25 protein-coding genes and 1 riboswitch are annotated in these 23,771 nt (G+C 39.8%); of the genes, 4 read left to right on the top strand and 21 right to left on the bottom strand.

Features of this window, described 5'->3' with window-relative positions; translation table 11 throughout:
- Positions 1-5 precede the first annotated feature (5 nt).
- From AC2TDL_RS18055 to AC2TDL_RS18035, 5 genes are all read right to left on the bottom strand, one after another.
- The gene (locus tag AC2TDL_RS18055; RefSeq protein WP_484697430.1) at positions 6-983 is read right to left on the bottom strand and encodes a beta-ketoacyl-ACP synthase III; all 978 of its coding nucleotides are present in this window, start codon (positions 981-983) and stop codon (positions 6-8) included.
- Positions 984-990: 7 nt separating this feature from the next.
- Positions 991-1,980, bottom strand: a complete 990-nt coding sequence (gene plsX, locus AC2TDL_RS18050; protein ID WP_484697429.1) for a phosphate acyltransferase PlsX — start codon at positions 1,978-1,980, stop codon at positions 991-993.
- Positions 1,964-2,566 carry a transcription factor FapR gene (fapR, locus tag AC2TDL_RS18045; RefSeq protein WP_484697428.1) on the bottom strand — a complete coding sequence of 201 codons (603 nt, stop codon included), beginning with the start codon at positions 2,564-2,566 and terminating at the stop codon, positions 1,964-1,966. Before fapR ends, plsX begins: the two co-directional genes overlap by 17 nt.
- Before the next feature lie 228 nt (positions 2,567-2,794).
- Positions 2,795-2,968, bottom strand: coding sequence for a 50S ribosomal protein L32 (gene rpmF / locus AC2TDL_RS18040; RefSeq protein ID WP_006036546.1), 174 nt, complete (start codon positions 2,966-2,968; stop codon positions 2,795-2,797).
- A 32-nt stretch (positions 2,969-3,000) separates the two neighbouring features.
- The gene (locus tag AC2TDL_RS18035; protein ID WP_484697427.1) at positions 3,001-3,513 is read right to left on the bottom strand and encodes a YceD family protein; all 513 of its coding nucleotides are present in this window, start codon (positions 3,511-3,513) and stop codon (positions 3,001-3,003) included.
- Positions 3,514-3,661: 148 nt separating this feature from the next.
- Between AC2TDL_RS18035 and AC2TDL_RS18030 the strand changes: the two genes are divergently transcribed.
- A complete protein-coding gene (locus AC2TDL_RS18030) occupies positions 3,662-4,918 on the top strand; it encodes a nucleotidyltransferase (protein ID WP_484697426.1) in 1,257 nt (418 codons plus the stop codon).
- A 6-nt stretch (positions 4,919-4,924) separates the two neighbouring features.
- On the opposite strand, the gene AC2TDL_RS18025 is transcribed toward AC2TDL_RS18030, so the two are convergent.
- Positions 4,925-5,980, bottom strand: coding sequence for a S16 family serine protease (locus tag AC2TDL_RS18025; RefSeq protein WP_484697425.1), 1,056 nt, complete (start codon positions 5,978-5,980; stop codon positions 4,925-4,927).
- Between the two features lie 212 nt (positions 5,981-6,192).
- On the opposite strand from AC2TDL_RS18025, the gene AC2TDL_RS18020 reads away from it, so the two are divergent.
- Positions 6,193-7,350: a hypothetical protein gene (locus tag AC2TDL_RS18020; RefSeq protein ID WP_484697424.1), complete on the top strand. Its 1,158-nt coding sequence runs from the start codon at positions 6,193-6,195 to the stop codon at positions 7,348-7,350.
- A 115-nt stretch (positions 7,351-7,465) separates the two neighbouring features.
- Here AC2TDL_RS18020 and coaD read toward each other — a convergent pair whose 3' ends face one another.
- The 9 genes from coaD to AC2TDL_RS17975 all read right to left on the bottom strand — a co-directional run bounded on the left by coaD (position 7,466) and on the right by AC2TDL_RS17975 (position 14,509).
- Positions 7,466-7,981 carry a pantetheine-phosphate adenylyltransferase gene (gene coaD / locus AC2TDL_RS18015; RefSeq protein WP_484697423.1) on the bottom strand — a complete coding sequence of 172 codons (516 nt, stop codon included), beginning with the start codon at positions 7,979-7,981 and terminating at the stop codon, positions 7,466-7,468.
- 10 nt (positions 7,982-7,991) lie between these two features.
- Entirely contained in the window at positions 7,992-8,543 is a 552-nt protein-coding gene (gene rsmD, locus AC2TDL_RS18010) for a 16S rRNA (guanine(966)-N(2))-methyltransferase RsmD (protein WP_484697422.1), read from the bottom strand.
- A gap of 476 nt (positions 8,544-9,019) precedes the next feature.
- Positions 9,020-9,715, bottom strand: a complete 696-nt coding sequence (locus tag AC2TDL_RS18005; RefSeq protein WP_484697421.1) for a peptidoglycan recognition protein family protein — start codon at positions 9,713-9,715, stop codon at positions 9,020-9,022.
- Between the two features lie 37 nt (positions 9,716-9,752).
- Entirely contained in the window at positions 9,753-10,523 is a 771-nt protein-coding gene (locus AC2TDL_RS18000) for a glucosaminidase domain-containing protein (protein ID WP_484697420.1), read from the bottom strand.
- A gap of 176 nt (positions 10,524-10,699) precedes the next feature.
- Positions 10,700-11,506: a TatD family hydrolase gene (locus AC2TDL_RS17995; protein ID WP_484697419.1), complete on the bottom strand. Its 807-nt coding sequence runs from the start codon at positions 11,504-11,506 to the stop codon at positions 10,700-10,702.
- Between the two features lie 81 nt (positions 11,507-11,587).
- Positions 11,588-12,334 carry an ABC transporter ATP-binding protein gene (locus AC2TDL_RS17990; RefSeq protein WP_484697418.1) on the bottom strand — a complete coding sequence of 249 codons (747 nt, stop codon included), beginning with the start codon at positions 12,332-12,334 and terminating at the stop codon, positions 11,588-11,590.
- Complete coding sequence (locus tag AC2TDL_RS17985; RefSeq protein ID WP_484697417.1) at positions 12,334-13,107, bottom strand: ABC transporter permease; 774 nt, start codon at positions 13,105-13,107, stop codon at positions 12,334-12,336. The genes AC2TDL_RS17990 and AC2TDL_RS17985 overlap by 1 nt, the downstream gene beginning before the upstream one ends.
- On the bottom strand, positions 13,097-13,396 hold the full coding sequence (locus tag AC2TDL_RS17980; RefSeq protein WP_484701279.1) for a thiamine-binding protein: 300 nt from the start codon (positions 13,394-13,396) through the stop codon (positions 13,097-13,099). The genes AC2TDL_RS17985 and AC2TDL_RS17980 overlap by 11 nt, the downstream gene beginning before the upstream one ends.
- Before the next feature lie 63 nt (positions 13,397-13,459).
- Positions 13,460-14,509 carry an ABC transporter substrate-binding protein gene (locus AC2TDL_RS17975; RefSeq protein ID WP_484697416.1) on the bottom strand — a complete coding sequence of 350 codons (1,050 nt, stop codon included), beginning with the start codon at positions 14,507-14,509 and terminating at the stop codon, positions 13,460-13,462.
- A 250-nt stretch (positions 14,510-14,759) separates the two neighbouring features.
- Positions 14,760-14,871, bottom strand: a riboswitch (TPP riboswitch).
- 183 nt (positions 14,872-15,054) lie between these two features.
- Here AC2TDL_RS17975 and AC2TDL_RS17970 point away from each other — a divergent pair.
- Complete coding sequence (locus AC2TDL_RS17970; RefSeq protein ID WP_484697415.1) at positions 15,055-16,113, top strand: glycosyltransferase; 1,059 nt, start codon at positions 15,055-15,057, stop codon at positions 16,111-16,113.
- A 182-nt stretch (positions 16,114-16,295) separates the two neighbouring features.
- Positions 16,296-17,171: a LysR family transcriptional regulator gene (locus tag AC2TDL_RS17965; RefSeq protein ID WP_484697414.1), complete on the top strand. Its 876-nt coding sequence runs from the start codon at positions 16,296-16,298 to the stop codon at positions 17,169-17,171.
- Positions 17,172-17,431: 260 nt separating this feature from the next.
- Here AC2TDL_RS17965 and AC2TDL_RS17960 read toward each other — a convergent pair whose 3' ends face one another.
- From AC2TDL_RS17960 to recG, 6 genes are all read right to left on the bottom strand, one after another.
- Positions 17,432-17,584 carry a hypothetical protein gene (locus tag AC2TDL_RS17960; RefSeq protein ID WP_484697413.1) on the bottom strand — a complete coding sequence of 51 codons (153 nt, stop codon included), beginning with the start codon at positions 17,582-17,584 and terminating at the stop codon, positions 17,432-17,434.
- Positions 17,585-17,711: 127 nt separating this feature from the next.
- A complete protein-coding gene (locus AC2TDL_RS17955) occupies positions 17,712-18,299 on the bottom strand; it encodes a zinc metalloprotease (protein WP_484697412.1) in 588 nt (195 codons plus the stop codon).
- A 101-nt stretch (positions 18,300-18,400) separates the two neighbouring features.
- A complete protein-coding gene (locus AC2TDL_RS17950) occupies positions 18,401-19,468 on the bottom strand; it encodes a hypothetical protein (RefSeq protein WP_484697411.1) in 1,068 nt (355 codons plus the stop codon).
- Complete coding sequence (locus AC2TDL_RS17945) at positions 19,458-21,248, bottom strand: HSP90 family protein (RefSeq protein ID WP_484697410.1); 1,791 nt, start codon at positions 21,246-21,248, stop codon at positions 19,458-19,460. The genes AC2TDL_RS17950 and AC2TDL_RS17945 overlap by 11 nt, the downstream gene beginning before the upstream one ends.
- A 108-nt stretch (positions 21,249-21,356) precedes the next feature.
- Positions 21,357-21,644: a stage VI sporulation protein F gene (locus AC2TDL_RS17940; RefSeq protein ID WP_484697409.1), complete on the bottom strand. Its 288-nt coding sequence runs from the start codon at positions 21,642-21,644 to the stop codon at positions 21,357-21,359.
- Between the two features lie 68 nt (positions 21,645-21,712).
- Positions 21,713-23,770, bottom strand: a complete 2,058-nt coding sequence (recG, locus tag AC2TDL_RS17935) for an ATP-dependent DNA helicase RecG (protein WP_484697408.1) — start codon at positions 23,768-23,770, stop codon at positions 21,713-21,715.
- Position 23,771: the final 1 nt, after the last annotated feature.

The raw sequence follows: 23,771 nt of genomic DNA, 5'->3' as shown, positions 1-23,771 counted from the left end.
TTTATCTACCATTTCAAAACGGTTGAGCCCCAAGTTAAGCCGCCGCCAAAGCCGACTAAGCAAAGCGTATCACCTTGTTTAACTTTTCCTTGCTCTACTGCCTCTGCTAATGCAACAGGAATAGAAGCTGCAGACATGTTACCGTATCTATCAATATTAATTAGTGCTTTATCTTCTGTCAGTTCCAAGCGATTTAGAGCAGATTGAATGATACGAATGTTCGCTTGATGCGGAACAAGGAAATCTATATCTTTTTTCTCTAGACCAGCTTTTTCAATTGCTTCTTCTGCAGCACTGCCCATAATGCGCACTGCAAATTTAAATACTTCATTTCCAGCCATATAAATGCTGTGCTCGCGATTTTGGATCGTTTCCAGCGAAGCTGGTTTTCGTGAGCCGCCGCCAGCTAATTTAAGCAATTCTCCGCCTTTACCATCTGCTCCAAGAACAAACGACTTAAAGCCACGATCAGCAGGAACCTCACCTAAAACTACTGCTCCCGCTCCGTCCCCGAACAAAATACAAGTGTTGCGATCTGTGTAATCCGTAATACGTGATAAAGTTTCAGCACCAATCACTAGCACTTTTTTATACAATCCGCTTTGAATTAATCCGTTCGCAGTCGCTAAACTGTAAATAAAACCAGAGCAAGCAGCCGATAGGTCAAATGCTGGGCAAGTTGCACCAAGCTTTTCTTGAACTAAACATGCTGTCGAAGGAAACATCATATCAGGGGTAATTGTTGCAACGATGATCAAGTCAAGCTCGTTAGCAGTTATCCCTGCATTAGCTAATGCCTCTTCTGCAGCCTTAAAGGCTAAATCTGAGGTAGCCTCTTCGTTAGATGCTAAGCGACGTTCCCGAATTCCTGTACGAGTGACGATCCACTCATCGTTTGTTTCTACCATTTGCTCTAGTTGTTGATTGGTTAATACTCGTTCTGGAACGTATTTACCAGTTCCTAATACACCCACAGAAACCATATGCTGATCACTCCTTGTTGATTTCAGCTGTAATAGACTCAACTAGCTTGCCTGCAACAGCTGTTTTTGCTTGTTTAACTGCAGCTTGTACGGCACGAGCATCCGAGGAACCATGGATTTTCAAAACAAGTCCATTAATTCCAAGTAACGGTGCTCCGCCAAATTCATTCGGATCCAATGTTTTTTTCAAACCTTTAAGCTTCGGCAACATAATAGCAGCAGCTAGTTTCGTCAGCCAAGTTTGCTTAAAGGAGCTTTTTAATTCGTTAAAAATAACTGAGGCAGCACCCTCATACGACTTCAGCATAATATTCCCTGAAAATCCATCACAAACCAATACATCACATGGGCGCTCCAGCATATGCTTTGATTCGATATTACCAACAAAATTCAAACCGCTATTACGAAGCAGCTCATGGGCATGCTTCGTAACCTCATTTCCCTTCTTATCTTCTGTACCAACATTAAGAAGACCTACGCGCGGCGATTTTATACCTTGCACACGCTCACGATAAATGCTTCCCATCAAAGCGTATTGGTTTAATTGTTCGGCACTAGCATCCATATTTGCTCCTAAATCAAGGGCTAGCATACCTACTCCATCAAGGGATGGTAAAAGCGGGGCAAGTGCAGGACGCTCAATGCCTGGTATTCTGCCTACTACAAGTACTCCTGTCGCCATTAGCGCTCCGGTATTACCTGCTGACAACATTGCATCAGCTTGCTTGTCCTTTACTAGACGCCCAGCGACGACCATTGAGGAATCCTTTTTACGCTTAACCGCTCGAACAGGCTCGTCCTCCGATTCAATAACTTCCGAAGCATGTACAATTGTAAGATTACTTGGTACTGCTTCTTGGATATGAGCTTTAATTTGCTGCTCATCTCCAACGAGCAAAATTTCAATATCATTATGCTCTTTAGCAGCAGCTACTGCTCCCGCCACAATTTGCTCTGGCGCAAAATCTCCACCCATTGCATCAATTGCGATTTTCACTTTGTTCTCCTTCCTGAGTTGTAGTAGTATCGGAACGATAGATGATAAAGCTTCCTTGGAAGACAAGCTCATCTCCTACATATGTATTCAATTCTACTCTCGATTTATTCCGTTCTTCATCATTGGTGCGAACATACGCTTTGGCAATGCATTTTTCTCCAAGACGTACTGGTCTTAAAAAACGAATTTCTGCACTAGCCGTTAAGGCAATCGGACAGTCAATTACAGCTACCGCCAAAGAATTGGCTTGTGCAAACAAATGATGTCCGCGTGCGATTCCAGTTCTTGAAAATACATGCTCTTCACGAATTTCAAATAATGAAATGCCACTATGATCTAATTGTAAATCGACAATCTCACCGATAACTTCATCAAGCTGCAGAGAGCGTACAGAGTCAAACGTACGCTCAGCCATTTCCTTCATCCGCTCACGCAATTCTGGAATGCCTAGCTCCATTCGATCTAAACGAATCGTTTGGATGCTGACTTTTAACGCTCTTGTTAGCTCGCGATCAGTAACGAAAGGATTATCCTTAATATATTGGATCAGCAGCTGATGCCGTTCACGCTTTGATAATTTCGCCATGTCGGCATCACTCTCCTGTTTAGCATCTAAATTTAATACCAGGTACTAATTCAGTATAGTTCAAAATAGGAACTATCGCAATCTATTTTATTTATTTCCTTCAATTTCTATACATAAATTCAAATGAAAACGACAAAAACTAGCAGAAAATAACAAATGAGACAATAAACAATGAAAAATAAAAAAATAGCATTCTATCCTACGGATAGAATGCTATAGCAGTGATTATTATTGAGAAATAATCTCTTTAGTTTTGTAATATCCACAAACTTTACATACGTGATGAGCTAGTTTAAGCTCTCCACATTGCTCACATTTCACCATACCTGGTACTGCAAGTTTGAAATGCGTACGACGTTTGTCGCGGCGAGTCTTGGATGTTCTACGTTGAGGTACTGCCATGTTTCCCACCTCCTTCACAAATTCAAGAAGCATTATTCCTTTAAGAAATCTTTCAGCGCTTCTAGTCGCGGATCGATTCTTTCGTTACTACACTTACATGTTTCAAGGTTAAGATTAGATCCGCATTGCTGACATAAACCTTTACAATCTTCCTTACAAAGCGGAGCAAACGGCATAAATAATTGCACATATTCCTCAATATAAGGAACTAGATCAAGAACTTCATCAGCAACTTCGATCACATCTTCTTCATCATCTTCAGCCTCTTCACTAAGGAATTCAACAGGCTTAAAATGCTCAGCGAATGGAATGCTTGAGTGTACATGCGTTGACTCAAGACAACGAGAGCAGGCTAATTCCATATCTATATCAAGCATACCCTCTACGAATACTATTCCACCTTCAGGGTGAACCTTTAGGTTAATATGTACAGGGCCAGTCGAAATTACGTCTTGACGATTACGAAATAGCTCAGATACATCCAGTTGTTCATTCACGCTCACTGTTTGACCTTTTGCTAACAATTGCTGCAAACGAAACTGCATAATATCACCCCAAACAGACAAAGTTTATTATATCTATCCTGCTCATGTTTTGTCAAGATTAATCGGATGATTTGTTCTCACAATGTCCCTTCTGCTTTCAATATGCTATATTATCTTAAAGAACTTTTAAGGAAAGGACGCTAGCATAATGAAAGCAGTCGGACTTGTCGTAGAATACAACCCTTTTCATAACGGACATCAGTATCATTTGCAACAATCGAAAAAAATAACCAATCGAGATGCAGTCGTCGCAGTGATGAGCGGTCATTTTTTACAGCGAGGCGAGCCTGCATTGCTCGACAAATGGACCCGCACAAAAATGGCGTTAGCTGGAGGCTGTGACCTTGTATTAGAACTGCCTGTTGCTTATGCTACATCCTCTGCAGAGTGGTTTGCTTATGGCGCAATCGCTACCCTGCATGCGACAGGTGTTGTGGACAGCATTTGCTTCGGTACAGAAAGCGGCAAACTGCAGCCGCTGCAAGCCGCTGCAAAAATTGTCGCGGAGCATCCTCCTGCTTTGCAGAACAAGTTAAACGAAGCATTGCAGCTTGGAATGAACTACCCGAAAGCATTTAGCTATGCGCTAGAATCTATGCTGCAGCAAGACAAGCTATGGCAACAGCAAGCATTAGAGCTTGCTCAGCCTAATCACACGCTTGGGCTTCATTATTTAGTCGCCTTAGAAAAATTAACAAGTGATATTGCACCTTACACAATATCACGTCAACAAGCACAATACCACGACACAACCGTATCTGATAGTCATTCAATTGCTAGCGCAACCGCAATACGTAAACTATTACAAGAGCATCAACAGATTACTAATATTATGCCTTATGTCCCTAGCACCACATATCGTATATTGGAACAGCATATCATTTCAACGCAGCAAAGCGGTATGAGCTGGGAATGTTTCGCACAAGCTCTATTTTATCAGTTAGCTGTGCAGCCGCCAGAAACATTGTCTCAGTTTAGAGAAATTGAAGAAGGCTTAGAGCATCGCATTTTACAATGTGCTGCTCAGCTTGAGACTTATTCCGTCAATGAACTGCTAGCCGCAATAAAAACTAAACGATATACACGGACAAAGCTGCAACGTGCATTGCTTGCGATCCTACTTCAGCATCGCAAGGAACTGTTTACGAGAGAAGCTTTAGCTACAGGAATTACATACTTACGAGTGCTTGGTTTTACTGAAAAGGGACAGCAGCTTTTAAAAATTATGAAGAAGCAGGCTCATTTGCCGATTATTCATAGCCCTGTTCAGCTTAGGGAAAAGCCAGCTTACTTACAGCTTGATATTGCTGCTACAAGCTGTTATATGCAGACACAATATCCTAACAATCCTAAACTTCGACTAGCTGATTTCACTCAGCCACCTATTCGTCATAAAAGCCAATGAAGCTCCTTATTGGAACGAAGTTATTACCTGGATAGCTTCCTCTAAGCTTGATACTCCTACAATTTGCATGGACGTATCAAGCTTTTTTAATGTACGCGTCGCTGCCCTTTCATTCTTTTTCGGCACTAAAAACAGATCAACTCCCTGCTTGCTTGTTGTATATACTTTCTGCACAATCCCGCCAATTGCACCAACATTGCCGGCAGGATCGATCGTACCGGTAGCTGCAATTTGCTTGCCTTTTGTTAAGTCCCCTGCAGTTAACTTATCGATTACAGTAAGAGCAAAGACAAGCCCTGCAGATGGACCGCCAATATTATCAGTAGTAATCGTTAATTTATAGCGCTCATCATTAGGAACTACATCGCGAAGTTCAACAAAGCTATGAACAACTAAAGCTTCTGCTAACATTTTCTCATCCGAAAGCCCGTTATCTAACTCAATATCATCAAGTGCTATAAACAGCTGCTCCTCATCTCGTTGCACGATTAAGCTAGTCCCGTCCATAATTTTGCCGTTAGCAGCTTGCAACTTAAGCCATGCAGCAAGATCAGCAATACTTTGAATATTGACTTGCTCACCTGTGCTGTCGATTCCCGCTACTATAATATCTCCATCTTTAAACAGAGGCATTTTTACAGCCTGATGGTTCACTTGCTGCACTGTAACCTGCTGTGATTTTATGGAATAATCAATTGATAAATAACGATATGCAGCCTCAAGCGCGTTTTGGTGCGAGCCCTTCATCGTCGTTTTTACTGTATTAGCATACTCCTCTATCGAAGCTCCGCCTAAAACATCAGCTTTAAAGCTAACATTAGAGCCAGGTTCAAATATTGCTGCTATACTTTTCCAAATATTTGGAGTCTCTAGTAATACCGCAGTAAGGAAAAGTTGTCCTTCCTCATTGCTATTTTCATTTTGAGTATTTTGCGCTGATGGCGTATCCGCTGCATCTAGATCAATATTATGAGTTGTCAGTGAGACAAACTGCTCAGTTGATACAGCAATGCCTGGCTTCGTTACAACAAATGGAGACGGTGCATAAAGCAAGATTAACATTATAAAAAAAGTAAAAACCACTGTAATAATAACAGTGCGTATATTTATTTGAAAGCGTCCCATGTCCTCCCCCTTGGACAAAAAAATATGTAATTGAATAGATTCTGAATAGATTACTGAACCACCAGTCTATTCCATTGTTCTAAATTAGCAAGTTTTGGCGTAACAATAAAAAATGAGTTGTCCAACCCACTGCAAAGGAGAGATTGAAGTTGCACAAAACGCTCTTAATTGCCACTACAATGATCTTTCTCGTGCTTGCTGTCGTGCTCTCCCCTGAACTTGCTTTGCAAGCGTCATTATCTGGCATTTCTGTATGGTGGAATCTAGTATTTCCCGCCTTATTGCCGTTTATTATGTTATATGAGTTTATGCTGGCATTTGGGCTTATTCATGGAATAAATGCATTGCTTGCCCCTTTTATTACTCGCTTGCTCAAGCTCCCCCCTGCTGCAGGGCTTCCCTTAATTATGAGTCTTTGCAGCGGTTTTCCAAGCGGAGTAGAGCCAGCAGTTAAATTACTGCAGGAAAATAAGCTCTCGCTTGCGCAAGCAGAGCGATTAATCTCATATATTCATTTACCTAATCCGATCTTTATTGTCGTTATTCTTGGCTCTGGCGTTTTTCATTTACCGCTTTATGGCTATATTATTTTGCTGTCAGTTTGGATTGCTGCATTCCTTTTAATGATTCTCCATGCCCAGTGGCAGTCTAGAGACCATACTGAGCAAGCTGCTACACCTAAAGCAAAATTAAGCTTCCTTACAGAATTACAATTCGGTCAAAGCCTTGACGGACGCAGCTTTGGACGAGTACTGGGAGATAGTGTTTCCAGCAGCGTACAAAAGCTGTTTGTTATAGGCGGGTTTATTATATTTGCCTCCGTGATTGCAGCTTTCCTAAAACCAATTACAAGCTTTCTTTTCCCAAGTTTGCCGTTCATCGAGCAAGCATTGCTAGAGCAGCATATTGGGAGCTTTGCAATTGCGAACTGGTCTTCGCAGCAACAATCCATCGTAACTGCACTGGCCTTAATCGCTGCCTGCCTTAGCTTTACGGGGTTAAGCGGATTGCTGCAAGTAAGCTATTATTGTTCATCAATTGGCGTTTCCATGCTTCGTTTTCTTCGCTACCGCATTGTACATGCTGTTTTTAGCTTTATCGTACTTGTTATGTTATGGAAACCGTTACACTATATTTTTAACAGATGGCAAGGTGCATCAAAAACAACGCTCTATATTACGCATCCTAGCGCCACGATAGAGTTTAATCTTGCAAAAATTTGGCTTCCAAGCTTATTCATTTGTCTGCTGCTCTTTATTTTTGCTGCGCTAACGCATTTGTCGAAAAACATAAAGAATAGACACTAAATATGATATAAGAAAGCTTATATGAATGAAAAGGAATTGCCAACGTTGCAATAGCATGCATACTGAATGGCAATTCCATGATGCAAATCATCTTTACTTTTTTGCTTTGATTAAATTAGCTTAATGGTCGTTGCGGACCGCATTTTTCTCGCAAACACTTTTCCACTTCTGGCGGTACCATTTGCGACACATCTCCATGAAATCTAGCAATTTCCTTCACCATGCTGGAGCTAACATATGAGTATTTGGGATGTGTCATCATAAACACTGTATCAATCCCCTCATCCAGCATTTGATTCGTTGAAGCCATCTGCAATTCATATTCGAAATCGGTTACTGAGCGAATTCCTCTCACAATAACATTCGCTTGTTTCATCCGCATAAAACGGACAAGTAAATCACGAAAGCTATCAATTTCAACGTTAGAATATTGCTTCGTTACCTCACGAAGCATTTCTTTTCGCTCTTCAACGGTAAACATAGGGTTTTTACTTGTATTGTTTAACACGGCAACGATAATCGTATCATATTGCCGAGCAGCACGCTGAATAATGTCTAGGTGCCCATATGTAACTGGATCAAAGCTGCCTGGATAAACTGCAACTCGCTTTTTCTGTGCTGAATTGTTCATTTTATCTCTCCTAAATATTCTTGTATATCGAAACTGCAATATCTCCATATTGTGCGTGGCGAATTTGCTCTAAGCTTTCAATTCTCTGAGGATAACTCACCTTACTGTCATGCTCGATTACGACAATCGCCCCAGACGCTATTAGCTCTAGCTGTAGCATTTGGATTAGCCACTGATCCATATCGGTCATTACATATGGCGGATCTAAAAAAACGATGTCAAAAACCATTTTGCGCTTGGCAAGAGCTTTTATCGCTCTGCTAGCTTCATTACGATAGATTTCAAATGCTGACTCAGCATTTACTGCTGCTACATTGCTGCGAATAATATCAATACTTGTCTTTTCTTTATCAATACTAATGACTTTATCTATACCTCGACTCCACGCTTCTATTCCGAGTCCACCTGTACCAGCAAATAAATCAAGGGCATTGCCACCGTCAAAATATGGACCGATCATGCTGAAAATCGCTTCTTTCACCTTATCGGTTGTAGGTCTTGTCCCTTGTCCTGGTACAGCTTTTAAAGCTCTGCCTTTAGCCTTTCCTGCAATAACTCTCAAAAACCTTTCCTCCCAAAACTTTTCCATTATCATGAATGTAATTTGAGAACAGCCTATTCAATTGATCATGATAAGTAAAAAATACTTCGTAAGCATAATCTTAACTCATGTTTAATAAAACTCATGTTTAATAAAATTCCCTAGCAGCAACTGATCTGTTAGTATTATTTTTTACTTGCTTATGGAGATTACTTCATCATACATGAAAAAAACGTTCGTTGCCATCCCCATCCATCTTATCGTATCATACTACTTTTGCTGATTAAAGCTTATGTAAAAGCGAAGCTGAATTTTTTTATCAGCAATGTATAATTATGAGATGATTCGACCACAATATGTTCATCGGCATCTTTGAAAAAACTTAGATGTCGCAGAAAACCGTGTAGAGGACTTACGTTTCCCCATAAGCTCTTCATCCGGTTTCTCCTCTCCCATTTTTTTGATAAGGGGTCCTGTAACAGGGACCCCGCTATTTTTTAGTCTGAAACAGGTTGTTGACCGCTTGCTTTTCTTAGTTCATTTGCCAAACGATGAAATTCATTGCGCGCCTCTTTGCTGCTCGTAGCCATATAAGCTGCGCTTAAAAAACGAATGATTTTATTTGCATCATCCGCTGTCATAGTTACCACTCCCTCGTTCTCATCATTCTCATTGCCTTGCTCTGATGCAAGTTCTTTCAAGCGAGTATTAACCTTTGCAACAAATGAATGCCAATCTGACCATTTTCCATCATTATTCATTAACCTTGGACAGTTTTTCCCGCTCCAATCATAATGTCGGCGTAATCGCTCTGTTTTCCACCCCCGCTCATATAGCATCGATGCTATAAGCTCCACTGCATTTTTTAAAGTTTGCTCGTAATTCCCGCTTTCACAAATTTCAATCCCGATCGATGTGCGATTACCGCTTGCCTCACTACTTCCATCTCCGGCATGCCAAGCCACTTCATTAAGAGGAATAACCTCAATCGCTTCTTTATCATCGATAACAATATGAAATGAGGCAGTTCTAGTATTAGATCTATTTGTCAACCAAGCACGTTCGTTTCGTGCAGTACTTGAAGGGTTAGCCGTATTGTGAATCGTAATCGTCGTCGCTTCAAGCTTGATTCCTGGACGTCGATTATTCGGTGTCGATATGGGGATATGATCAATTCTATAGTTAACCTTCATTGAACCATCCTCCTGAATTTGCTTAAAGTCCACATAATTAATTGATAAAAAGAACTTTAGCATAGTTATCCCACTCTAGTGACATTTTCAATATATAACTTAACTGACTAGCCCTAGCATAGCTAACTCCTTCTTCTACGGTAACCTCTATCGGTTGGCTGTTTACTAAAACTGTTTTATTTATCCAAAGCACAGTTGCCCCCAAAAATTCAGCTACTTTGCGAACAGGTACATAATTGACATAATCCATATAATAAGCCGAGGCAATAAATTGCTGTTCAGCATAAATTGGGACAAGTTGAGATTTAGCAAATGTCTTTGGCACTTTAATCTTTGTAGTTGCAGAATCGTATTGTTCTAGATTGTGCTGTTTTATTAGTGCAATAAGCTTTGTTGCATAGTTAGGGTCAGTAGCATAGCCTGCTAATTGCAGTTGATCAACCTGCTCATTTGGAGTCTTTGCAGCAACTACTTTACGATATCGGCTGTTTGTAAACAGAAGGTCCTGATCCTTAAAATAGTGATAAAGGGTACGATATGCGCGAAATGCTCCTTGTTCCTTTATATTTGCACCGCTACGATACTCCCATGTATCTTTAATAACTACATCCCCTCGCCAATAATTGGTTAGTTTCCCGCTTCCAGCCTTGATACCACCCAGATTATTCCATGCAGGAATATCTCCACCAGTTTCAAGCAAACTCTGTGCCAAACGAACGGAAGGGAATATTGGAGAGCCTTGTTGACGTACAAACATTACAATCGGAGCAATTGCTGCAAAAAACTGCGTTCGCGATAGCTTTGTCATGCCCACCTCTCCTCTTTCATTCTAGTATTTAGCAATACTATAAAACTAGTATTTCTACTATCATATGTATTTAAGAGAGCGAGGCAACGGCTATCAGCACAATCCCATCCCCAATACGCAAAAAGCCCTTATCGTAAAACTTCTTACGATAAGGGCAATCAACTTCAATAGCTATGTTACGCTAAATAAAATGATTTACTGTTAAAATAGAGCTGCTCTGCTACTTGCTTCAGTGGTAACTGCTTTAGCTGAGCGATCTTTTCTGCAACTTGTACGATCATCGAAGACTCTGTCATTTGACCAGCAAATTTATCCTCAAATGGCCAAGGTCCATCTGTTTCTATCATCATTTGCTCAATCGGATAAACTTTCACCAGTTGTTGAATCTCTTGTTCATAAATAACGTCGGGAGTAATTGAGATAAAATATCCCGCAGCAATCATTCGATGAATAATTGGCTCATCCCCTTTAAACCAATGGAAATGAGCCCGCTTTACGCCATGCTTTTCTAGCAAATCACAAGCAACTTTAGCATCCTCGTAAACTGCATGAAGCACAATCGGGCGATTAAGATCCTTAGCTACTATAATAAAACGCTCAAGCAGCCGAATATAATCGCTATCATCGAAGTGCTCACCTTTTTCCTTTGCTTCAAGTCTCGTATAATATGGTAGTCCAACCTCTCCTATCGCAAAAGTCTCACCTGCATCAGCGCGTTGTTTAATCCAAGACAATAGCTCCTCTTCCGCTTCTGTCGATAATAACGGTTGTTCAGGATGAAAACCATAAGCTGGCACAATTATTGGCTGTTGACCATCTGAAGACTGGGAAGCTAACTCATAGATCGCTTGAGAACTTGCTAAATTCATCGAAACTGCAACGATATGAGTGACCCCTGCTACATGCGCATTAGCTAATAGCACTTCTCTTTGCTCTGGAGAGTATTGTTCAAGATGGATGTGAGCATCGATATAGTTAAACATTACATTCTCCTTTCACAGCTTATCGGTTTAACTTCAAAGAGCCTGTCGGTAATATCTATTGATGCCATTAAATCATTATTTTCATGCCTCTAACTGCTCATATATCCGCTGTTTCAGTTCATTAAACTGAGTGTCACTCCAAAGTTCGTTATTGCGAGGTCGAGCAAACGGTACTGTGATTTCATCAACCACAGTTGCTGGATTTGCTGAAAATACAATGATCCGATCAGATAATAATAATGCTTCCTCAATACTGTGCGTAACTAACAATACCGAGCGACGATGCTGCTCCCAAATGGATAGCAGCCAATGCTGCATATGCAATCTTGTCAATGCATCTAAAGCACCAAATGGCTCATCTAGCAGCATCAGCTTCTGTGGAGATAACAGGGCGCGCAAGAAAGAAACTCGCTGACTCATTCCACCAGACAACTTATGTGGATATTCATCGCGATATTCCGCTAACCCGACTTGAGCTAACCAGTGTTCAGCTTGCTCTTCCGCCTCCTTCTTAGCAATCCCTGCGATTTGCAACGCTAAAGCTACATTGCGTTTCACTGTATACCATGGAAGCAACGATGCATGTTGTGGCATATAAGCAATATGCCCCTTTTTTCCAGTAATATTTTTATTTTGCAGCCAAACTTCCCCTGCATCAACCTGCTGCAAGCCGCCAATTAATTGAAAAAGCGTCGTTTTGCCGCTGCCAGAAGGACCTATTATAGAGACAAATTCCCCATCTTGAACAGTAAGATTAATATTGTGCAGAACTTCATGTCTCGTTCCTTTATTAACAAATGCTTTACTAATTCCAACTAGTTTAAGCATTAGGAAACCTCCTTCTTAGGGCGCCAGCGCACGATAAGCTTTTCAATTAAAGCTACTAACCAAAACATTAGCAAACTTGTAAAAACAATTAATACTACTGCAGCAAAAACACGTTCTGGCATATAGCCACGTGATGAAAGAATCATATAGCCGCCTAAGCCAATTTTAGGGGATAACCATTCTGCAACAACTGCAGTCAGTACGCTATACGATGCCGCAATTTTCAAGCCGCTAAATAAACTGCTTAATGAGCCAGGAAGCTCTAAATGTCGAAACTGCTGCCATTTATTACTGCCAATCATCCCCATATAATTTTTCAGATGGTGATCAACTTGGGCTAATCCGCTTAGCATTGCAATACTGATTGGGAAAAAGCACACTAACGTAATTAATAAGATTTTTGGCAATATCCCGAAGCCAAGTAACATTGTAATAATTGGCGCAATAACAATAACCGGAATATTTTGCGATAAAATTAATACTGGATACATCGCATTGCGAAATAACGGTAGAAAATGAAGCAGCATGCCCAGTAAAATTCCAAATATAGCCCCGCAAGCAAACCCAAGCAAGGTAAGGCGAATCGTGGCAAGCCAATGCTCCTGCAATCTTCCCCAGCCTGTCCCTATTTCCTTTATTACTTCGATTGGTGAAGGTATGAGCCATCGGTCAACAAGCTCAATTCGAACGACAAGTTCCCATAAAATAAAAAGAATTGCAATCATAACAATTGGCGGAACAATTGTCCGCCAAATTGATTTTTTATTGTCCATTTGGATACTTCTCCAATAGCTTTTCCATTGATACGCCTTGCGGGTTATAGGAGATTTTAATTTGCGATAATGCCCCAGGACAGCCTGCTTCTATCATTGCTTCATGCATGCGCTGAACGATCGATAATAGCTCAGCTAGATCGCCCTCTATCGTTGTTTCTAGTGGGGCAACACGATATGGCAAGCCAGATGCTTTAATAATTGCGATAGCTTGATCAACATATGGAATTACACTTTCACCGTTATTTGTCTTAGGAATCATTTGGATACTTAACAATGCGTTTGCCATCATAATCACTCCTCTAACTAATCCTCTAACTAAATTACCTCTTTTAAGCTTAAACATTCCTTATTATTCTGGTAAAAACTCATTAGTAAACGCTTTTTCCGCTTCAAGCTCACCTTCAAGCAAGCCATTGCTATACATCCAGTTCGCATAACCTTGCCATACTTCTAACTTTTGCTCGCCCCAACGTTTTGCATCATCCTGATAACGTGGACTTAACCATTGCTGACTTGCCTTAACAAGCTCTGGATTTAAATCTGGCTCTGCTGCAATTAAAACATCCGCCGCTTCCTCTGGATTGTCAATGCTGTACTGATAACCCTTTGCAACCGCGGCAACAAAGCGTTTCACTAAATCAGGATTGTCAGCAATTAGCTTTTCGCTCGTAACGACGATCGGTGTGTAATAATCTAAATTCTCATTATAATCCTTCATATAAATCATATTAAGATCAACGCCGCGTAGCTCAGCTTCTATTCCAGTCCATGCATAAAAAATCCATGCAAAGTCAATATCACGTTCAATTGCTGAAAAAAAGTCACTGTTGCCCATATTTATAATGTTTAATTTGCTAAAGTCAGCATCAGTAGCTATCATTAATGATTCAATAGTCGCTTGCTCAATTGGCGAACCCCAACCTCCATAGCGCATACCTTCAAATTGCTTTGGAGTTTCAATTCCTTTCGCTTTAGGTGAAGCAAAGCCTGAAGTATTATGTTGAATAATTGCAGCAAGCGAAACAACTGGTAAACCAGCAATCCGCGCTAATGTGACGTTTTCTTGATAGCTAATTCCAAACTCAACATTGTCTGATGCAACATGTGCATCTGCACCACCATCTGCTGGAGCAATAAATTCTACCTCTAGCCCTTGCTCAGCAAAATAGCCAAGATCACGTGCAACATATAATCCAGTATGATTCGTATTTGGCGTATAGTCCAGCATTAAGCGTACTTTTTGCAGTTCTTCATTTCCCCCTTGCTGCTCGTTGACATTAGTTGCAGATTCTGCTTGCTTAACATTTTGCTCTTTGTTGTTAGCACCACCGTTGCCACAAGCCGCTAAAAGCATAATTAGCGCTGTGATTAATAACGATTTCAAAGCTACGTTTTTCATCTCTCTTCTCCACTTCCTTTTTTTCTATTGCTGTCCAATTGAACAGTTAGTACCGAGCATCCCTACGAAAAAAGGCATCCTTCACACCAGGAAGGATGCCTGTAACAAGCAATCTTCACATGATATTATGCAGAAAATAGAATTCCTCTTTTTCTCCACAATCATGCAAAACAGTGCATATTTACTATGCCGAATTTCGCCAAATTTCATTAATACGGCAAAATAAAAATCGACATAGAAAATGACTGCCGATTTAGCAAGTGCACATTTCCTACGCTGGTATTATCCAGTTCAGGTATCACGGTCGAGAACAAAACAGTTCTCCTCTCAGCCAAGTATTCTTAGCTCCCGAAGTGACTATTCAATTGGTCAAGCTTCCCACATTATAACAAATAAAACTAAGGTTGAATACCCCCTAAATTTTTAGGACTTTGACCAGCACTTTTAGCTTTTACGGTTAATAGACTAATACAAGGAGATTTTAACGTAGCACGTTTCAATTTGATATATAAAGGGTGATGATGTTGATATCTATCAGCTTATGCATGATCGTAAAAAATGAAGAAGATGTACTTGAGCGCTGTATTAACAGTGTTAAGCCTGCCGTTGATGAAATCATTATTGTAGACACTGGATCTACAGATTCTACTAAGGAAATTGCAGCCGCACTTGGCGCAAAAGTATATGATTATGAATGGACTAATCATTTTGCTGCTGCACGTAATTACAGCTTTAAGCAAGCGACCAGTGATTATATTCTATGGCTCGACGCAGATGATGTGCTTATGCCAGAGGATTTAGAGAAATTAATCGAGTTAAAAAAACAACCTGGATTTGATTATGATACAGTAACGATGAAGTACCATCTTGCGTTTGATGATGCTGGAAAACCAACCTATAGCTACCGCCGTAATCGTCTTGTAAAGCGAAGTAATAATTTTCAATGGATTGGTCCAGTACATGAATATTTAGCTGTCTATGGAAAAACGTATCATTCCGATGTTGCCGTTACCCATCGAAAAATTCGACATTCAACTGATCGTAACATCAATATCTACTTAGCGCGCTTGGAGCAGGGAGAATCTTTTTCGCCGCGTGATCAGTATTATTTTGCCAATGAGTTACGTGAACACGGGCGCTACGAGGAAGCGATTGAGTGGTATGATAAATTTCTTGATGGCAAACGAGGCTGGATCGAAGACAATATTAATGCTTGCTCACGCAAAAAATTTTGCTATATCAAACTAGGCAATTACGATATGGCATTACGCAGCCTACTCCGTACACTAGAATATACCCCACCACGTCCAGATTTCTGTTGTGAAATGGGAGGAATCTTTGCAGATTTAAGACGATATAATGAAGCGATTTATTGGTACAACCAAGCACTATTTACTTCACAATACAATTCTGATATGAGCTTTCATAACCCTGCTACAGCAACCTGGCTACCTCATTTACAGCTAACTGTTTGCTATGACCGAATAAAAGATTACGAAAAAGCAGTCGAGCATCATAAGAAAGCAAAGGAGTTAAATCCTAAACATCCAAGTATTGTCTATAACGATAATTACTATAAAAATAAAGGGTTACTAAAAGATTAATTTAACTTAGACTGGCGTTAGCCAAGCAAAATTAGAGTTAACGCCAGTCATTACATAAAGCCTGGTCCAAATCCCTCATCAATAAACCCTTTTTCATTGTTTTTTCGAGAAAGCATTACTATAATAATGAAATAAGTAAAATAATGTATAGTTATTTTTGTCATAGAAGGGTTTAATGTCAAATGAATATTAATACAGAATGGTATCGTATCTTTTTAAGTGTATCGAAGACTAAAAATTTAACGAAGGCTGCCCAGCAATTACATATTACCCAGCCATCTGTCAGTTATGCGATTAAACAGCTTGAGCAGAACCTTGGAGTTACTTTAATAACTCGATTATCTAAAGGTGTAAAATTGACTCAAGAAGGTCAAATGCTTGCTGATTATGTTGAGAAAGCTTTTCATCAGTTTGCAGCAGCAGAGAACTCTATCCAAATGCTAAAGCAATTTAAGATGGGCTATATTCGCATAGGTTCAAACGGTGCAATTATAAAAGATGTGATCTTACCAGTACTGGACAAATTTCATATTGAATACCCCGATATACGTATTCAGCTATTGCAGTCACAAACAAATGTAATCGTCGAGCAAATTAAGGAAGGCAAACTTGATGTAGGATTTGTTTATCAGCCAATTCGTGACTCTGAGGTTGTCATTACTCCGTTAAAAACTATTGAAAATTGCTTTGTCGCAGGCGGCAAGTTAAAACATTATGGCGATGAGCAACCGCTCTCGATTCAACAGCTGACAAATCTTCCTTTAATTTTGTTATCTGCAGGCAGCTTAACGCGCAATATGCTTGAAGTGTGGTTTGCTGCCCAAGGCTACACGATTAATGCAGATATAGAATTAAACAGCATTGATATGATGGTGGAGTTTGCAAAACGAGGATACGGAATAGCTTTTGCTACCAAATCAATGGTACAGCAGGAGATCGCGCGCGGCGAGCTTGTGGAACTAAAAACGGAGTTGCCGCTGCCTAAACAAGAGTTGTGCATTGTTACAAGCTACAGCAGCAGTTTGATTACGGAAATTTTTAAGAGCAAGTTTGTATAGTGGCTTAGAAAGCAGCTGTTGGAAAACGCAAGTACAAGTTTTTCAATATCGCTGCATTATCATAAGTTAAATCATCGCTTCGGAATGAGATAGCCCTTGCAGGCGCAGTTAAAATCAGATTCATTCAATCGCAATTTCAAGTATCAAGGTTAAATTGCCCGCTTCGCTTTCAGGGCTATCTATTCCTTCACTAGACGCTGTGCTTTTATTCCTGCGCATCACTGCTCCTGATTGCTTCAATCCGCTGTTCTTTCCTTGAGCTACTTTCTCTCGCTAAGAGCTGTTTTTGTAGACGCGCTCCACTGTAGCATTTCTTTTATTTCTCCAATAATATGTTCAATCATTTGCTCCTGGTTTTCATCCAATAATTCTGATTTTGCGCTTAGTGCTTTGTTTAATAATGCTTTAGTCATTAAAACATTGCCTTTTTTTAGTTAATTACTCCCTGACTTAAGTTATAAAAGGTTTGACCGTAAAATGGCTTTATTTCGCGTAAAATTTTCTCCGCTTCGTCTATAGTTTTATCTTTTATAAAGTCAATCAGCACAAACTAAAGCATGTATAACCATCCGTATGTTTAAGCGGGATGCTGGTCGCAACGATAATTGCCATATTAATAATGAGCATATAATTGAGAAAATCTATAGCAAAATAAGACATTGCAAAGCTAGTTTTCAGTAAAAGACAGCATATTACCGTGACACTGTTAAATAATATACCGCCTAATAGATAAGGAATCAGTTTTCTGCGCATTTCCCGTTCAGATAAACGATGATTTGCAAAATACATGCTCGTCATCCCAAACGAAAGAGGAAGCTGTCTATTCCATTTAATCGTAGTTTTATGCTCATTCTTCTTAGGAATTAGCAAAAGAAATCCAGCTGACATAAAATGCAGATGCAAGCCTACGATTTTTCCAATGATAAAATGACCTAACTCATGAATGGTAATTGCTATAACTCCAATTGCTATACATTGAAGCAGCAATAAATAGCTTGCTTCTTTCGTAAATAGATACAGCAAGCTAAATATCACCATAAGAATGAAGAAAATCCATAAAGGCTGTAATAACCCGGTATAGATTTTTATTAGGATTGAATTAATATTGCAGCTCTTTCTATCATTCATCTTTTTCACACCATAGCTACACTTTCATATATAAATATAACATTCAATTTGATATGATAATTTTCACATATATTTCGCCTTAAAGAAATAGCCCATTTATCTCACTTCGCCGATTCGCAATAACATTTCACTAAGTTAGCGTATTGCTTCCGCAAATTGCCAACTCTACTTCTCATATAGCTGTTTTGACTGCGTGAATCAAAGGAAGTAATTAAGCGTTCCAGCTCATTTTGGACATATTCCTTATCGATTCCTTGCTCATTGGACTCCGTTTTACGCTTTCTTTTTAAGCTTCCTTCACATTGCTCTAAATAGAATTGTGCGCCAACAAGATAATGCAGCTTATCCCAATCATTCACGTTTGAAAGAGCCTCGGCATAACAATTACGGAAAATTTGATGAGCTCGTCTGCGATTAATAACAGAATAGAAAGCAAGCAATGTGCCGAATTCGTACAAATGCCCGCTACCGCTTAAGCTGCGAAATGCTTTATTCGCATAGGTCGCTGCCTCCTCATACCGACCAAGTGCCACTAACGGTAATATTAATGATTCATAGGTAGATTCTGGCACAGAACGGCAAGTAATCTTGCCCTCTAAAATCGGCTTGACCAACTGCATCCCTCGTTTATAATGCCCTTTGCTAAAGTAGTAACCTGCTGCCGCATGCTGCTCACAAGCGCGACAGTTAGTTAAGCTATCATTTTTGGCATTACGCCATAAATGATAATATTGGCGTGCTTCTTCTTCTTTCCCAGAATGTAACAAATAGTGCATATAAGCTTCATAGTACGGCCTTAGCGAGTAACTATATTTCTCACATTGCTCTTTAAAAAGCGTGAAAAGCTGTTCTAGCTGTTCGGCAGAAAAGAGGGCACATTTCCTTAAATTTTCAACTACCCACTTAAAATTCCATAAAATATAAAATGCCGAGTAACGTTCAGGATGCTTATTAAAGGTTGACCAGCACCAAGAAAAAGAAATGAGCATTTTATCATACAAACCGTACTCTACTGCTTTATTCGTATAATCCATACGAGTTTGATAGGCATCGTTCTCCGTTAAATATTTATCAGCAAGAACAATTGCTTCCTCATACAACGCCATTATTTGTCCTTCATCTTCTGTATTCCAAATTCTTGAGCGGATTGCATCAAATCTACGTTTCATCGCTAGCTTCACCTACCTGCATTAAGCCCATATTCATAAAATAACGTAACGCTTCATTCATTAGCTTAAGTTCGTCATTACTCATCGCATAATTCCCCATCAGCAATGCTTGAGTATAAAACAACTCAATAGCTTTTCGTTGCAGGTTCGTATCTCGTGCAGCTACGACTTTGCGAATCATTGGATTATTATAGTTAAAGCATAGATTCGACAATGGCTGCTCGATTAATTCCCCTTGCAATGTACTTAATAAATCAGAAAAGACTGGTTCTGCCGTCTTTATGCTCTCATTCATCATTTTCCAAAAGTTTACTTCTTTATTGGTCGTATACAGCACAGGGATGTCAACAGGCTCGAAGTAACGAAGATTGCAAGTACATTGATAACAATTTAATATTTCTCTTGCTAGCCATAGAAAAGGCCGAGCTTCATCCTGCTCACTTATGCTTAAAGGAGTGAATCTTCCAGAAAACCTCATAACATCGATGACTTCAACTTCTACATCTCGCCATACTTGATTCACTCTAGTTAATAAACCTAAATCGTACTGATAACCGCCATTTGCAACAAGCAAGCCTTGAGACTTTGCAACTCTAGCAATTTGGCGAAACTCATCTACAGTTGCAGCAATATACAGTTTATCTGTATTCTTCATAATTTCAGACATTTCAAGTTCACCATGCGAGGTTTCAAACTTAAGATAAGGAATAAATAACTCATAAAGCTCCCAATCCTCAATCGCGATTAACTTTATCGTTTGATAGTGAATCGAAAGAATTTTTTCTAGCAAAGCCCGATTTTCTTCAGCTAATTTAATAAAATACTGCTTAATATTTGCGCCCAATTCCTCTTGAACGTGATAAAACAGATCATTTTGTTGAAATGCTTCGCGTGAAGCAGTCGGTTTTAAGCTGGTTGTATTAATAAAGGCGTCAACAAAGAAAGCCCAGCTTGGCAAGATGTCACTAAACTCATCTGAAAGCAGCATATTTTTCAAGTAAACACGATGTCGTTTCTTTTCCTGTGGGCTGACTGAATAAGGCAAGATTGCAGCGAAGCCTTCAACCCCCCCTAAATCCGAAGCAAGCGGAATAATATCTAAAGGCTGATTTCCTGTACTTTCCACAACAAATTCAATTGCTTGCTCCTTTTTCATTTTCCAAGGGAGCTGCAGCTTATTAATGTTTTCTTCATAACCTTCATCTAGCAAGGTAATATGAACATCTAAAAACTCTCCGTATTTGGTCAAAAGTGATTTTAGCTCATAATATTCAAACAATTCCTTGTATTCTTCTTTAGCTTTTAAGTAAACAGTAGAACCAATCGGCACTTCATAATCTAGCTTGCGAATTTGATATGTACCATCAGGATTTCCTTTCCATTCTAATGAATCCCCTTCTAGTGCCGAACGGGTTAGTAAAACAATTTTATCACTAACAATAAAGCAGGATAATAACCCAACTCCAAATTGACCAATATAATCATCTGCAGCATCTAAATTATCCTTTTTTGTCGTACTTCCGATACTTGCTAAAAACTGAATAATCTCACTTTCCGTCAAACCTACTCCATTATCTTGAATAGAGATCATATGATTGGAGTAGGTTTCTATATGAATTCTCGGAGCAAAAGTATGTCCTAACCTTTTGCGTGCTGTTATTGCATCAACTCCATTTTGTAATAGCTCCCTTATAAACACACCAGGATTAGAATATAGATGATTTGAAAGCAAATCGATCAAACCAGTTAAATTCACTTGGAAGTTCATATTCTTTTCCATTGAAGTGACCTCTTTCTTGTTTTCCTTCATATTACCATATAACTCTATTAGAAAAAAACGCAGCATGCTAATAAACATGCTGCGTTTAGCTTCTCCTCATTCGATAGCTTAGCGAAACATTCCCCATAACTTTAACAAATGGAACGTATTATTAGGGTCTATTTTTTGTGCAAGAACAAAATTAATAATTTGCTCCTCCTGAGTTTCGCTTAATTTCTCCTGCAATATTTTCGCTGAATCCCGCGTTAGCTTACGTACTTTAGCCCGATCTTGCAAATCATGCTTAGTTACATCAGCAAGCAAATTTTTGATTTTTTCCTTAATTACCGGATTTTTCAGCTTAAGCTTAACACGTTCAACTAATTGAGGACTAATCCCATATCGTTGATAACTCATTAGCAATCCACCTCCATAAAAAGGTACTCTAATGAGTTAACTATATGCAGAAAAGAGACAATTCTTGACTAATCTATTTGCTCTCCTTGAAATAAAGGATCATTTCTTAGCCAATCTACTAATCTGGCATAACTAGCATCCTTCCAGAAGCTTTCAGTCGCTACAAGAGCTGCTGCATCATCGCGAGCTTGCTCGAGCAGCTCATAGTCTGCAACCATATCAGCTAGCTTAAATTCTGGCAAGCCGCTTTGCTTTGTTCCGAAAAATTCTCCCGGTCCGCGTAGCTCCAAATCTCGTCTAGCAATTTCAAATCCATCGTTGCTCTCTGTCATTATCTTCATCCGCTCTTGCCCTACTTCAGACTTCGGATCAGCTAACAATATGCAGTATGATTGATGTTCGCCTCGCCCGACACGACCACGCAATTGATGCAATTGAGAGAGGCCAAAGCGTTCCGCATCCATAATCATAATAATGGTCGCATTTGGTACGTCAACACCAACCTCAACAACTGTAGTTGCGACAAGAACTTGCGCCTTATTTGCTGCAAATGCTGCCATTGCTGCATCCTTCTCAGCAGCACTCATTCTGCCATGTAAAAGCCCTACTGTTAAATCAGGAAATGCTCCTTGAATCATCATATGTACATCGAGTACATTTTCTACATCCAGCTTCTCAGATTCCTCAATTAATGGACAAATGACATAAGCTTGTCTACCTTCTGCAACCTGCTTACGGATAAATTGAAGAGCTCGCTCCAATGATGACGGTTTTAGCCAATAAGTTTGAATAGGTTTGCGACCTTGCGGTCTTTCCTTAATGGTCGAAACATCCATATCGCCAAAAGCAGTAATCGCTAATGTCCTAGGAATCGGTGTAGCCGTCATCGTTAAGACGTCAGGATGAATCCCTTTGCGTCGCAAAATACTGCGTTGATTTACACCGAAGCGATGCTGTTCATCGACAACAACAAGTCCAAGTCGATTAAAAAATACATCCTCTTGAATTAACGCATGCGTACCAACCACAATATCAACAAGTCCCATTTGCAATTCTGCCAGCAAATCCCGGCGCTTGCGTTCCGATAAGCTGCCTGTTAAAAGGCGAATTTGAAATCCTGTATTCTCGAATAATCGAGATAAGCTTTTCATATGCTGCTCTGCCAGAATTTCTGTTGGAACCATTAGGGCTGCCTGATACCCAGCTCGGACTGCGCTGTACATCGCAATTGCCGCAACTACCGTTTTACCAGAGCCAACATCACCCTGAAGCAAGCGATTCATACTGTATTTCCGTCGCATATCTACCGAAATTTCATTGATCGCCTGCTTTTGCCCATCAGTAAGCTGAAACGGCAATGTGGCTGCAAACTCTCTAATCCATTCGCTTTTAATTGGCATGGCGATACCTGACTGACGTCGATGCGAGAGCGCACGATAGGCTTGCAGACGAAGTTGAAACAAGAAAAGCTCCTCATATACCATTCGTCTCCGCGCTTCTTGTCCTAGCCGTATATCACCTGGCAGGTGGATTAAGGAAACTGCCTTTGCTCGATTCATCAGTTTATATTTTTCTAATAGGGAATAAGGTAAAATTTCTTCTATCATTGCCCCATACTGCTCAAGCGCGGTACTAATTAATTTACGTATCCAGACTTGCGTAATTTTACCGCCTACCGAATAAACTGGCTGCAATGTATTGATTTTGCCAGAAACTTTATCACCATCTAGAAATTCAGACTCTGAAACGGTTAGTTGTAAACGAGAAGGATCCCATTTTCCTGTAAGCATAATTTCTCGTTCAAGCGTTAATTGCTCACGTAAAAAATGTCGGTTAAACCAAGTCGCTGTAATTAATTGCAAACCTACTTGAATTTTGCAAGTTAGACGTGATTTTGATTTACCGTAGCGTTGTAGAATCGGTATCCCTCTGACAATACCGATAATCGTCGCTTTCTCTCCCGCTTTAATTTCTGTCAAGTCACGCACTCTATAATCTTCATAACGAAACGGAAAATATAGTAACAAATCATTTACGGTAAATAAGCCAAAGGCGTGGAGCTCTTTTTCTTTAAGAGCACTCACGCCTTTCAACTGCCTCACTGGAATTTGATCAAGTTTGATCATT

It is taken from the genome of Paenibacillus sp. plas6 (genome assembly GCF_057221655.1).
Note: the sequence above shows the minus strand (reverse complement) of the source record. Positions and strands in the feature narration are given on the sequence as shown.